At 45.7% G+C, this 13,414-nt stretch carries 14 protein-coding genes; 1 reads left to right on the plus strand and 13 read right to left on the minus strand.

All coding sequences use genetic code 11. The features are described from left to right. Positions 1-54: 54 nt before the first annotated feature. From ABNN70_RS11560 to ABNN70_RS11620, 13 genes are all read right to left on the minus strand, one after another. Entirely contained in the window at positions 55-318 is a 264-nt protein-coding gene (locus tag ABNN70_RS11560; RefSeq protein WP_129928946.1) for a stage VI sporulation protein F, read from the minus strand. A 59-nt stretch (positions 319-377) separates the two neighbouring features. Next, a complete protein-coding gene (locus ABNN70_RS11565) occupies positions 378-1,430 on the minus strand; it encodes an NAD(P)H-dependent glycerol-3-phosphate dehydrogenase (RefSeq protein WP_129928945.1) in 1,053 nt (350 codons plus the stop codon). A gap of 46 nt (positions 1,431-1,476) precedes the next feature. Then, positions 1,477-2,079 carry a glycerol-3-phosphate 1-O-acyltransferase PlsY gene (gene plsY, locus ABNN70_RS11570; protein WP_129928944.1) on the minus strand — a complete coding sequence of 201 codons (603 nt, stop codon included), beginning with the start codon at positions 2,077-2,079 and terminating at the stop codon, positions 1,477-1,479. A 15-nt stretch (positions 2,080-2,094) separates the two neighbouring features. Next, positions 2,095-3,411, minus strand: a complete 1,317-nt coding sequence (gene der, locus ABNN70_RS11575; protein ID WP_129928943.1) for a ribosome biogenesis GTPase Der — start codon at positions 3,409-3,411, stop codon at positions 2,095-2,097. Between the two features lie 95 nt (positions 3,412-3,506). Continuing rightward, positions 3,507-4,670 (minus strand): 30S ribosomal protein S1, encoded by a 1,164-nt coding sequence (gene rpsA, locus ABNN70_RS11580; RefSeq protein WP_129928942.1) that lies wholly within the window; start codon positions 4,668-4,670, stop codon positions 3,507-3,509. A gap of 70 nt (positions 4,671-4,740) precedes the next feature. Continuing rightward, complete coding sequence (locus ABNN70_RS11585; protein WP_129928941.1) at positions 4,741-5,349, minus strand: lysophospholipid acyltransferase family protein; 609 nt, start codon at positions 5,347-5,349, stop codon at positions 4,741-4,743. Beyond that, positions 5,346-6,023, minus strand: a complete 678-nt coding sequence (cmk, locus tag ABNN70_RS11590; protein WP_353947878.1) for a (d)CMP kinase — start codon at positions 6,021-6,023, stop codon at positions 5,346-5,348. Before cmk ends, ABNN70_RS11585 begins: the two co-directional genes overlap by 4 nt. An 80-nt stretch (positions 6,024-6,103) precedes the next feature. Then, positions 6,104-6,811, minus strand: a complete 708-nt coding sequence (locus ABNN70_RS11595; protein ID WP_353947879.1) for a flagellar brake domain-containing protein — start codon at positions 6,809-6,811, stop codon at positions 6,104-6,106. Positions 6,812-6,920: 109 nt separating this feature from the next. Next, entirely contained in the window at positions 6,921-8,246 is a 1,326-nt protein-coding gene (gene ypeB, locus ABNN70_RS11600; RefSeq protein WP_129928938.1) for a germination protein YpeB, read from the minus strand. 12 nt (positions 8,247-8,258) lie between these two features. Beyond that, complete coding sequence (gene sleB / locus ABNN70_RS11605) at positions 8,259-9,086, minus strand: spore cortex-lytic enzyme (protein ID WP_353947880.1); 828 nt, start codon at positions 9,084-9,086, stop codon at positions 8,259-8,261. Positions 9,087-9,271: 185 nt separating this feature from the next. Then, complete coding sequence (locus ABNN70_RS11610; protein WP_129928937.1) at positions 9,272-10,555, minus strand: Glu/Leu/Phe/Val dehydrogenase; 1,284 nt, start codon at positions 10,553-10,555, stop codon at positions 9,272-9,274. 105 nt (positions 10,556-10,660) lie between these two features. Further along, positions 10,661-11,278 carry a genetic competence negative regulator gene (locus ABNN70_RS11615; protein WP_129928936.1) on the minus strand — a complete coding sequence of 206 codons (618 nt, stop codon included), beginning with the start codon at positions 11,276-11,278 and terminating at the stop codon, positions 10,661-10,663. A gap of 376 nt (positions 11,279-11,654) precedes the next feature. Then, positions 11,655-12,965 (minus strand): transposase family protein, encoded by a 1,311-nt coding sequence (locus ABNN70_RS11620; RefSeq protein ID WP_353947737.1) that lies wholly within the window; start codon positions 12,963-12,965, stop codon positions 11,655-11,657. Positions 12,966-13,183: 218 nt separating this feature from the next. Here ABNN70_RS11620 and ABNN70_RS11625 point away from each other — a divergent pair, with 218 nt between their 5' ends. Next, a complete protein-coding gene (locus ABNN70_RS11625) occupies positions 13,184-13,414 on the plus strand; it encodes a spore coat associated protein CotJA (protein WP_353949427.1) in 231 nt (76 codons plus the stop codon).

The raw sequence follows: 13,414 nt of genomic DNA on the forward strand, positions 1-13,414 counted from the left end.
CACGCTATAGCTTATGCTAATCCTGCCCGGCATGTCGCTGACTCCGGCCCATTGTTACCTGTTCTGGCCGAATAATTTCGATAGTGTCGACAAATTGCCGGGTACATTGCCCGAAGTAATCGCTTTAACGAGTGCATCCTCTTTTTCCTTCGTTACTGCTACTCCGGCGGTCTTCCCGATCCGGTTAATCAGCTGCCGTACGACTTCGGGATTGCTGAAATCTGCGTTTGATACAGAATTTGCAATGTTTACAATATCCTCTTTCTTAACTTGAGTCTTTTTTTCAATGTTATCAAAGAATGAATGATTCGGATCCACTGAACGTCCTCCTTTACCCCGCTTTCTTTATATCGTATGCGCGAGAGGAGGTCATGTGCTCATTGCTCACGTTCTTCCGGCCTGCGATCTGGCAGGCTGTTATAAATGGCAGCGATCTCATCTTTCTTGTCACGGCCCATTAATTCATCCACAGCCTCTTTCGGATCTTTTCCTTCGAAAAGGACATTGAATATTTCCACAGTGATCGGCATCTCCACATGTTCTTTTTTCGAAAGGGTATAGGCGGCCTCAGCTGTACGTACGCCTTCGACAACCATTCCCATATGATCCAGGATCTCCTGAAGTTTCTTTCCCTTTCCCAGCATATTCCCTGCCCGCCAGTTCCTGCTGTGTTTGCTCGTACAGGTGACAATCAGATCACCCATGCCTGTCAGGCCGATGAAGGTAAGCGGGTGTGCTCCCAGTTTCGTTCCAAGTCTTGAAATTTCTGCAAGGCCTCTGGTAATCAGAGCTGCTTTCGCATTATCTCCATAACCGAGGCCATCTGAAATGCCTGCGCCAAGAGCAATAATGTTTTTCAATGCGCCGCCAATTTCAACACCGATGACATCTTCGTTGGTGTAGACACGAAAATAGGAATTAAAAAACAAATCCTGAACATGTTTTGCTGCCTCCGCACTGTCTGAAGCTACGGAAACGGTCGTCGGATGGCGAAGCGCTACCTCTTCGGCATGACTCGGACCGGAAAGAACAACAATTGCTTTTCTGAGTGAGTCGGGGATCTCTTCCTGAATCACTTCAGACATTCTCCTGAATGTGCCTGGTTCAATCCCCTTAACGCCGTGAATAAACAGTAAGGGGCGTTTGATGACCGTTCTAAGTTGCGTCAGTACTTCACGCATAGCTTTAGCGGGCACGACCAGTAAGACAGCCGATACTTCGTTAAGCGCTTCCACCATGTCTGCTGTCCCACAGATCTTTTCCGGAAGAGCAATCCCGGGAAGATATTTTTCATTAGTATGTTTTAATCGTATTTCATCTGCCTGATCCTTTCTGTGGCTCCATAATTGAACCGTGTATCCGTTGTCGGCAAGCACCATAGATAATGCTGTTCCCCAGCTTCCGGCGCCAATGACTGCAATCTTTTTCATACAGTTAACCACCTCTCCTGGTTTTTCACTTTACTCTGTTGTCGGATCAGACTCCGACCTTTTTATGACCTATTTTATTTTCCTTCCCATGTACAAGACGTGAAAGATTGGCTCTGTGCTGAAAGAAGGCAAGCGCCGTAATCAGTAAAGCAACAAAAATCACACTCCCAGGCAGATCGCCAAAGAGCCATGCCAGGATTGGCGTCAGGACCAGGAAAACCAGAGAGCCGACCGAAACGTATCGGGTCAGCACAATGATCAGTACCGCAGCCAGACCTGCGATCAATGCAAACAGCGGCATAATCATAAAAAATACGCCTATTGTTGTCGCAACACCTTTTCCTCCCTTAAAACCATAATAGAACGGAAAATCATGGCCGATGATGGCACAAAGCCCGGAAGCAACGACCGCCCACTCGGGTATGCCAAATGACCGGGCAATGAGAATACAGACAACACCTTTAAGGATGTCCAGTAACAGGACAGCAACAGCCGGCCCTGTCCCGAGTACACGCAGTGTGTTCGTTGCGCCTGCATTTCCGCTACCTGTTGAACGAATATCGATTTTTTTAATTTTCCTGGTTAGCAGGTAGCTGAAACTAACCGATCCGATCAAATAAGATAACACAAAAGAAACAATGCTAAGCACGTTGGTGGCACCTCTTTATTTTTCATTTTTCTTTCTGGATAATATCCGGATCGGCGTTCCGATGAAACCGAATGTGTCCCGAAAACGGTTTTTCAGGTGACGAACATATGAAAAATGCAGCAAATCCGGATCATTTACAAAGAGGACAAAAGCAGGCGGGCGGACAGCAACCTGTGCTCCATAATAGATTTTCAGCCTTTTTCCCTTATCAGATGGTGGCGGCGTCATTGCTACCGTATCCATAATACAATCATTGAGCAGACTGGTCTGAATCCGCAGGCTGTGATTTTCGGCAACGGTACAGATCATCGGCAGAAGCTGCGGCAGACGACTCCCTGTCAGCGCAGATAAAAACAGAATCGGCGCATAATCAATAAACTGGAATTCATCCCTGATCTTTTTTCGAAATGTATTCATCGTTTTTGAATCTTTCTTCACTGCATCCCATTTATTAACAATAATAATCATCGCGCGTCCGGCATCATGTGCATAGCCGGCAATTTTTTTATCCTGCTCAATAATCCCTTCTTCACCATCGATCAGTAATAGCACAACATCAGATTCTTCTATTGAACGATGTGCACGGAGGACGCTGTATTTTTCTGTTTTTTCGTAAATCCGGCCCCTGCGTCTGATCCCTGCTGTATCAACAATCACATAATTCTGTCCGTCTCTTGTAAATGGGGTATCGATGGCGTCACGTGTTGTTCCGGCAATATCACTGACAATCACACGCTCCTTACCAAGGATCGCATTGACTAAGGAGGATTTGCCGACATTCGGGCGTCCGATCACAGCGAATTTAATGATATCCTCACTTTGCTCATCCCTGTCACGATCAGGAAATTTTTCCGCGACTTTATCCAGCATGTCTCCGATTCCGATACCGTGGGCGCCTGATATGGCGAGAGGATCCCCCAGTCCGAGAGAATAGAACTCATACATCTGGTTCCTTTTTTTGTAATCATCCAGTTTGTTTACTGCAAGCACTACAGGTTTCCGTGATCGGCGAAGAATATGGGCCACTTCCTTGTCGGCATCAGTCAGTCCTGTTTGTCCGTCAACAACAAACAGAATGACATCGGATTCATCTATCGCGATCTCAACCTGCGCTCTGATCTGTGTCAGCAGAGGCTCATTGCTTATTTCAATACCCCCGGTATCTATGACGTGGAATTCATCGTTAAGCCACGTGCCGTTGCCATACAGGCGATCCCGGGTGACGCCGGGATGGTCTTCGACGATGGCCGTCCGTACGCCAACGATACGGTTAAAAATCGTGGATTTACCGACGTTAGGCCGGCCGACAATGGCCACAGTTGGTTTTGACATACTCTTCCCCCTCAACATGTATTCAGACAAAAAAGCGGAAAAAGAAGGAAATAACAGATTTCCCCCGTTTTCCGCTTTCTTTTACGTAAAAACAATTATTTGTATTTCTTCAGCTGATCGCCGATCATATCGCCCAGTGAAAAACCAGATGCGGAGTCGTCGTCGTTATTCTGAGCGTTCTGTGCGGATGTATTCTTCTGTCCGGAGGGCTGCTGCTCGCCTTCCAGTGCTTTAATACTGAGAGAAACTCTCTGATCCTCAAAGTTAACATCAAGCACTTTTACTTTGATCACCTGATTTTCAGAAAGGACTTCATCAGGGGTTCCGATATGTTCATGTGAAATCTCTGATATGTGAACAAGTCCTTCAACACCTGGAATCAGCTCAACAAATGCACCGAATGGAACCAGACGCTTAACTGTTCCTTCCAGAACATCACCGGGATGAATCTTGTCTTTTGCTGTTTCCCAGGGTCCCGGCTGCGTCGCCTTGATTGACAATGAAATCCGTTCACTTTCAGGATCAACGGAGAGCACTTTTACTTTGACCTTATCGCCTTCTGAAACGACTTCTGACGGAGTCTCCACATGATAGTGAGCAAGCTGTGATATATGGACCAGGCCGTCAACGCCGCCGATATCAACGAACGCCCCAAAGTCGGTCAGGCGCTGAACGGTACCTTCAATGACATCTCCCTCTTTAATGTTGCTCAGCGTTTCCGCTTTTTTCCTGTCCGCTTCTTCATCGAGAACGGCGCGATGTGACAGGATCACTTTACGTTTTTCCCTGTCAAGTTCAACAATTTTTACATCCAGGGGCTTGCCTTTATAGTCTGAAAAATCTTCTACGAAATGACGTTCAACAAGTGAAGCGGGAATAAATCCACGAACACCAAGATCTACGACAAGGCCACCTTTGACAACATCAGCAATTTCAACTGAGAAAGTTGTCTTGTCATTATATTTCTGTTCGAGATCATCCCATGCTTTGTCCGCATCAACTTCGCGCTTAGAGAGGACAAGTTCATCATCTTCAAGCTTTGTCACTTTAACGGTGACCTCATCACCCTCGTGAAGCATGTCGCTTACTTTTTCAACATGCAGACTGGACAGTTCACTGATTGGCAGGATACCATCCACTTTATATCCAACATCTACTAGTGCATGTTTTTCTTCAACTTTTGTTACTTTTCCGGTTTTTATGTCTCCCACTTTTAATGCGTCAAATGACGCCATTTCTTTATTTAAATCTTCAGCCATCATCCGGGACCTCCTTATTTAACGAAAACAATTACTCCTTCTTTTAACTTCTTACAAATGGGGGGTTTTGTCAAGCATATGGACCTGCCAGTGGTGAGTTATCATACTGATTTAATAAATCCTGGATATGCTCCATGATGATTTTCGAAGCTTCAGCAGATCTCATATTTTTCCCCTTCATCATATTCGTATCGATGGGTTTTCCAAAAACAACTTTGACCTTTTTTCGGAATTTGAATTTTCCTATAATGGCACAGGGGACGACTGCCGCATCAGTCTTTGTTGCAAAAAAGCCGGCACCGGACATCCCTTTTTTCAGATGCCCGTCACGATTGCGGTGACCTTCCGGAAAAATGAGAAGCGCATGTCCATCATTGAGCAAGTGGACAGCAAGCCGAATCGCTCCACGGTCCCCGGTTCCTCTTTTTATCGGAAAGGCGTGCAGTCTTCTGATCAGTCTTCCGAACAATGGAATTTGAAATAATTCTGATTTGGCAACAAAACTTAATTCTCTGGAAATAGAAATACCGACAAAAGGTGGATCAAAATCTGAAATATGGTTACTGCAGATCAGCACACCTCCATGATCAGGAATATTCTCAGTCCCCTCTGCACTTATTGAAAAACACAGTCTGTAAAACCACCGCACAAGCGGTTTTCCGAATGAGTAAAGGCTCAACGTGAACGCCTCTCCTTCACGATACTGAGAATTCGTTCAACTACACCATCAACTGTCAGTGAGGTTGTGTCCAGTTCGACTGCATCATCCGCTTTGACAAGGGGGGAAACCTTTCGTTCCGTATCCTTCTGATCTCTCAGGACAATCGCCCTTTTTAGAGACTCAAGGGAGGGGTGTCTGCCTTTTTGTTCCTCCTCTCTGAACCTGCGACTGGCACGTTCGTTCACTGATGCCTTCAAAAATATTTTAACCTGTGCATTCCGAAGAACATGCGTACCAATATCTCGCCCGTCCATAACAACATTTCGCTTCCCGGCAAGTATTCTTTGCCTGCGGACCATTTCCCTGCGTACTTCTTTATAAGAGGAGACAAGGGATACTTGTGATGAGACATCAGGATAGCGGATTTGCTCTGTCACATCTTCGCCATCAACCAGTACCCGCTGACCGTCCTCATGATGACAGAGACTGATCTCTGTTTCATCCAGTAATGCTTTCAGAGCCTCACCGCTGAGCAGATCTGTACCCGTCTTCAGGGCCTTATAAGTCAGGGAGCGATACATTGCCCCTGTATCGATATAAATAAAGCCAAGTTTTTTCGCTGCAATTTTTGCCACTGTACTTTTCCCTGCAGCGGCGGGACCGTCAATCGCAATCTGAAATAACCTTTCCATCGTCTGAATTTCTCCAATCTCCCGGGTCTTCTGTTTCTATCATTCAGCCTTATCTATTCTGATACATTCATGGTGCAATTTCAATGGTCTGAATCTGTTGCTGTCCAGGTATGTGGATGGTTTGTCTTCCATTCAAGCAATTTCCTGCGACTTTCAAGCTGTTTTTCAAAACAAAAGCGGATAATCGGCTGACGTTCTTTTTCAATTTCCGGAGCAAAGCAGATCGACGCCCTTTTCCCATGGGTTTCCTTATCGTAAAAAATCCTTACAACTTGTCCTCTGATACGGACATACCGCCTTCCATCTGAGCCATCAGGAAGGCAAAGCCAAGTAATGACACGCAGTCCCTCCGCTATTTCTGCCTCTTCAGGAAGGATAATGAGTGTCCCTCCACCGCCGATATCGCTGGTGAGTGTAATAATCGGAGGAAATTCATGTTTTTCACTGTGCACCGCTACATCCAAATTGGCTTCAACCCTGACAAAATTTCGCCTCTGCACCCTCTTGAAGTGGTCTTCACCTTCAAAGTTCAAGCATAACAGCGGGATATTCTGCCAGACTCTCCCAGACAGTCTCACATGGAAACGGAATACCTGCTCATCTTTAACATAACTGGCCATCCAATCGGTACCATTTGTCCATACGGGCTTCACTCCCGTCTTCTCATCTACTGGGTAATCGACCAGAAGCTGATGCTTCTTTATATCCGCAATCCGGCACCGGTACTCGTGCATACCATCATGCTCATTATGTTCCAGTATCAGGTGTTCTCCGATTTTTAACAGCATAAGGCTTACCTCGTCAATCCGTTTTGATCCGCCATCCTCCGGCCAAACGTTTTTATTCTTCCAGAAATATTATACATGAAAAAAGAGGAAGAAAAAAACGTTTTTCTCCCTAACTGCCAAGCAGCTCTACTTTTTCCTGATCACCGGTTGTTGCATTGAACAGGATTCGGTACGTATCGTTTCCTTTTGTAGCAAAAAACTCGTAGCAGAGAATGTTCTGTAATTTCTGGTCCTGAAAAATAACCAGACGGGATTCCTGAATGTTCATATTGTCATTCAGTTTTGCCGCAACCGTTTTTTCGGAAAGCTTCGGGGAGAGCGAAATGTCGTCATATTTATTATACAAAAAGTCAGTCTGATCAAAGGCAATGATTTCACCATTATCGAGAGCGACCTTGACGCGCAAAGATGCAGGATAGACCAAAACATTCCCCCTCTTCTGAACAAATGTCATAACGGCAACTTGATTGTATTGATCACGTTTTGTCACTGCCAATGCTTTGAACGAGCGTTTGTTCAGATATTGAGCAGCATGTTCCGCAGCATCATGTAAACTTATCTTTCCCTTTCCAATCGGCCGGCTGGACATAAACCAGACGATATGTCCTCCTCTTTTTGTCACAGCACCTGAAACGGTATGACCATCGCTGGACTTAAGAGAGATTTCGAAAGCATCCACATTCGAACCCTTTCTCGTCTCGGAGACCCTGTCTACTTTGGCTCCGGAAAGCCCGGTCCATTTTTTCAGTGTGTTGATCGCCTCTTTTTTGTCAATCTTTTTTCCAGTGAGAGTCTTGAGTTTCTTTTTTTCCAGAACAATATTTTTTGGATTTTCCGGGCTGAAACTCTGAGTATAATCAGTCGCCTGTCCGTCCACCTTTTTCATTCCATCAATGAGCTGATTATCCTGATTTTGTTTCTTAGACTTCAGCGCCCACTCGACATCCATCCAGCGCAGCCGATCAGACATCACTTTTCCCTGGACCTCTCTGAGTCCATCCTTGATCGTTATCGACTCCTGATAAAGTTTCTGCAGTTCCCCGTACTCCTTGTCTGTCACCGGCCGGTTATTCTCCGACTTAACCCCTGAGTGATAAGTGAATTCACCAACATGTGAAAGAAATTCATTCGTCCGGTTAAAAGGAAGAAGAGTCAGAGGAAGCTCATTTGCCGCCGCATGTGCCAGCGCACTTAACCGCCACGTCTCGACAAGTTGCGGACGCATGGTCTCTCTTGACCGCATAGCAAGAGACATACCCAGTGATTCTTCTAATGAATCTACATAATGCGTGAGTTCATGGAACGCCTGCTGGTAGTGATTTTCTGCATGAATGGTTATGGTATTCTTCATTTTCCGTTCCTGAAATCCCCAGACTGCAAGCGCAATAATCACTGCCGCAGCACATGAGAGAATGATCCAGTATTTACGTCTCATGAAATCCCTCCCTTATTTACAAAAGATGTGCTTTCCTATTTTCTGGATCTGCGGTCGTGTCCAGATCCAGGCAGAAGTGGCCGTTTCCGGATTAAAATAGTACAGCGCTCCCTGTGAGGGATCCCAGCCGTTGATTGCGTCCATAACTGCTTTTTTGGCTGTTTCATTGGGTGTCAGCCATATCTGTCCGTCAGCAACAGCTGTAAATGCCCCGGGCTGAAAGATGACATCTGATACATTGTTAGGGAAACGCGTATCCGCTACACGGTTGATAATGACAGCTGAGACTGCCACCTGACCGATATACGGTTCTCCACGTGCTTCTCCATAAACGGCATTCGCCATCAGATTAACATCTGCCCCGGAATAGCCACGTGGAAGTTTATCAGTCGAATATTTTACCGGACTCTTTTTTGGAGCATTTTCGCGCCTTGTTTTCGCTGCTGCATCCTTTTTCACCTGCTGGCTGAGGGGGGTACCTCCATAGTAGGTAAAGGTATTACCTTCCCGAAGATTCCGGTAAATATAATCTTTATCAAACCGGGAGGCCTTAACCAGTTTTTGTTTTGTCTGATAACCTGCCAGCCCATCTGCATTCAACCCGTATCTGCTTTGAAAATTTTTCAAAGCCCAATAGGTTCCGTAACCAAAAGAACCGTCAATTTTCCCTCTGTAGAAACCGATGTACTGCAGTCTCGCCTGTAGTTCAATGACATCATCACCGGTCGCCCCCTGTGTCATGATTTGCCCGGTGAATGCGGAAACCCCTCCGCTGTGAAAGGTGAGTCCAAGCACGACCAGAAATGAACTTATGGCGGTCAGAATCAGATGCCTGGCCAATGAATAACTCCTCCTCACTGAACAGCTCATTAAAGCAGCCCATTCAGTTTTTTTGTGAATCTCTTATAAAACACAATTATGTTTCCAAAAAATCAGTGGATTATTCAAAATTTGCAAATGAAAAACAGGGAGAGAGGCATTTTCAGTCTGCCTTTCTCCCTGTCTGTTTGCTGAGCAGGATTCGCTCATACCCATCCGCGATAACGTACAGCTTCCGCAAGACGTTCGATTCCGACCAGCAGCGCAGCTTTTTTCATGATGACTTTTCTCTCTTTTGCCGTTTCACTGACATCATGAAGTGCCCCCGTAAGAATCTGTGAGAGTTTCTTCCCGACTTCCTGGTCCGTCCAGATATTTCCCTGCAGATGACGTGCCCACTCAAGATAGGAAAAAGCCACATCACCGGCACCGGCAATGATTTCAGGAATAACAAGAATATTTTCTTCTTCGAGCATTTGCGCTCCCTTATCAGAAATGGCTCCCCCGGTTCCTTCGATGACCGCCCGTGCCCTGATCTTTTTCGCATTGGATTCAGTGATCTGATTTTCAATAGCAGCAAGAACAAGAATATCACATGGCTTCTCAAGAAGTTCTTTGTTTGTGATCGTATGTTCAAATAGTTTGGTCACGGTCCCAAAACTGTCCCGGCTGTTTAACAGCTCATCCATTTGAAGACCATCCGGATTATACAGTGCCCCATATGCATCTGAGATCCCAACGATTCTGACACCTGAATCATAAAGAGATTTGGCAATCAGACTGCCCGCACTTCCAAAGCCCTGCACAATCATTCCTGAGGACTTCAGATCCAGTCTTCTGATGTGAGCTGTTTCCCGTATAAACGAAACCATACCATCAGCGATTGCAGTATCTCTGCCTCTTAATCCGCCCAGAACAATCGGTTTTCCTGTAATAAATGACGCCGATTCTCCAGGATGTGTATTCCTGTATTCATCTGCCATCCATGACATCAACTGCGGACTGGAAAAAGGATCCATAGCAGGAATATCTTTTGCCGGTCCGATAACAGACGATATCGCACGTATATAGCCCCTCGTCAGATGTTCCAGTTCACGAAAAGACATCGTACGCGGATCACAGACTACCCCGCCTTTTGCACCACCGAATGGAAGGCTGAGAATCGAAGATTTAATTCCGTTCCACATGGATAAGGCTTTAACCTGATCCTCATTTACATCCGGATGCATCAATACTCCGCCTTTTGTCGGTCCCACTGCATCCATATACTGTGCCCGATATCCTGTAAATACCTGAACTTTTCCATGATCCATGCGTACCGGAATACGGACTTTCAGTATTCTTTTCGGTTCCTTCAGCAGTTCGAAGAGGTCTGAACCGTACCCCAGGATATCCATCGCATCCTGAATCATGTTCTGAACAGATGTTAAAATCTGATTATCTGTTTTTCCTCTGTTTCGGAATCCCTGCTCAGAGCGGGCCGCACTCATAAATAACACCCTTTCACCGAAATAAAATATAAATGCAGGTTCCGCCTCATAACTGCCGGATAACCTGCATATGGATGATTACAAAATAAAAGCTGAAATGCCGCATCAGGAATGTGACACTTCAGTAAAGTAATGATAAATAGTTTTAACTGCCCGGTTCTTTATCAGACATTTTCCATACTCTTCCAGCCGGTGAATAGTAATCATCGTCGTAGAACCAAATTCAGCAAGAAGCGCGATCAGCGTTTCGAGATCGACATCTTCACTAAGCTGATCCTCTTCAAAGTACAGATAATATTTATTTTCATACAGATACAGGCTGCCACCGTCAAGCTTCAGATTATGGAGCGTCGTCGATAACGAAATCACATCTTCAAAGGAATCAAACTGGTACAAAACATCCTGACTTTCGTCCATAGTGACCTGCATCTGGATATATTCGTCATCATCATAATCCTCTTGATCGTCTTCGCCATCTGACGATCTGCCGTGTGATACGATCACAACCATCCCCTGAGCGGGCAGTGAAAATACTTCCACATCGATTGGTCCGTTTGTTTCAAAACCCAGTTCATCCCCGGCTTCCAGCATCATATCACGGAAAAGCTGTTCCACCCGCGGCAGATCGTGCCACATATCTTCTTTAGAAATGCCGCGCTCTTTCAGATCGTCAAAGGTGAGAAAAATTTTTATCTTGTCACCATTCAAACGTTCCAATCGCATCGCAAACGTCCTCCTCACTGTCCAGCCTCATCGATCCGCAGATCCCTTTCTTTTTAATATATGTTTACCCGGATATTCGGTGTCTCCATAATAATGGACATGTACGGAAACAGCAATTATCAGGAACAGTATACTCTAGTGTAGTATACAACGCGGCAAGAAAAATGTACAAGTTTTTCATACCTCTGCCAGCTCTGAGGAGTAAATTTTTGTGAGGCCCTCCGTGTCATGCGAATAGCTGATCTGATTTTACATATATTTCCAATTCTGCTTTTCCGCTTTTTTTGAAAAAGGGACAAGCCAAATTTTGATGGCCTTTTTTAATTTTTTTTGACTGTAGCTTTGCCTGGCATTCCCCCTTTCTGATATACTGTTCTTAACCGGTGAACCGGACTTGCATCGGTTTCACCAGGCTAGCCATATCCTCCTCTGTTAATCTGCGTGTCCGAATCGCTTCTAACAGGGCTGAGGATATTTCTTTTGCCGTCTTTTTTTGCGTACGGAGCAGCTTTGACCCTTTTTCATATAACTGCATCAAAATATCCGCAATCTGTGTAAGAAGATAGTGATTCTTCATCGCCTGATGATTCTGGCTGTTCACGTGTTGAATGGCGTACTGTACGTGCTTTTGTCGATTAAACCCCTGATTTTCAATCTTCCAGCGCCTTCGCCCAACCGCTACCAACACCTCTGCCTTCTTCTCCGTGATAGGCAGATTGGTCAGAAACAGAAAGGTGTGTGTTTTTTCTTTTTCCTGAACCGTAGCCTCCAGAGCATTTAGTTTTCTTTCCTGGTAGGCGATATCATTCACCCAGTAGGTCGTTGCAGATTGTCCCCGATACTTCAGCGCTTTCAGCGCCTCGAATTCCTGCGCCACACTCGGAATACTGCCTGCTTTGAAGCGAAACATGTATTTCCAGCGGTTAGCCTCACATCGCTGAAAGACTGATTCACACGCATATAGGCTATCCGCCAGGATACAGATGGGCAGACGCTTGAAGGTCGCTTTCAATCGGGTGCTCAGGCGCTCGAAGGCGCGACGTTCACAGTCCTGTTTGGTCACGTCCTCGTGCTCGTTCTCTATAAATTCCGAGTCGATACTCAGCACCATGTCCCCAACGACCAGTTTGGCTTCCAGAACGTGATGCTGGTAATCCGTCCAGGTTTCTCCGGTCTTTTTGTGGGTATGTTCGCGTTTCAGGCAATGTGCACAATGCTTCTTGTTAAAGTGGAAAAGCCCGGTCCCATCAATGATAATCCCCCAATACTTCCCCTCGATCCGTTCGGCCTCAAAACACCGCTTTTTGAGGAGCTCCCGGATTAAACCGATGCGAATGTTTTCCAGTTCCTTCGGATCAAGCCGCGACAGGAAATCGTTGATCGTGTCATAGTGGGGCAGTTCATGAAGCTCCTGAGTAGCGAGCATCTTTTGCAGGTTATCGATACATTCTTCACGATTAAGTCCGTTGCTCAGGCTGCGCATGCTGGTGAACTGACAGACATTTTTCAGGATCATCATCCAGAGCATCAAGTCTGAATCATAGGTGACATAACTCTGATGTCTCGGATCTTTGACCTTTCTGAGCCTGTTGGTGAATCCTTTAAAGAAATGATGGCATATTTTCTGAAACTCGAGAAAATAATTGACGTTCTTCTCCTGCTCTCGTTTCTCTTTCCGTGTAATCATAAGAACCTCCTAAAAAATAGCACTATTATGGGATTTATTACTGTTAAATTATCTCATATATAGCATTATTTAGGGGGCTGTTGTTGATTTTATCGCGAAGAATTTTTACTCCTCAGAGCTGTACCTCTGCATTCTGAAGATAGACGCATCCCGGTCTATGGCCAGGCTGTAGCAGCATATATGAACTAAGAAAGCCGTACTCGATGCAGAAAGGAATGATGGTTTTGCCGACATATCGACAGTGGGTCACACGCTTTGTCGGTCCTTTCGACCCATGCCCGCCCCTTAATCCGATTGCTTGCGAAACGCCTGTACAGCTATTTCTGGGGTTTCAGCCGCCCGGAATGGAACAGTTCTCACCTGTTGAGGCCCTTTCACACGGGACACTCTGGCCGGGGCTCTATACACCTTACACAAGCCCTTATCGGCTGAACAGCGGGGAGGGATAA

Source organism: Sporolactobacillus sp. Y61 (genome assembly GCF_040529185.1).
GTDB lineage: Bacteria > Bacillota > Bacilli > Bacillales > Sporolactobacillaceae > Sporolactobacillus.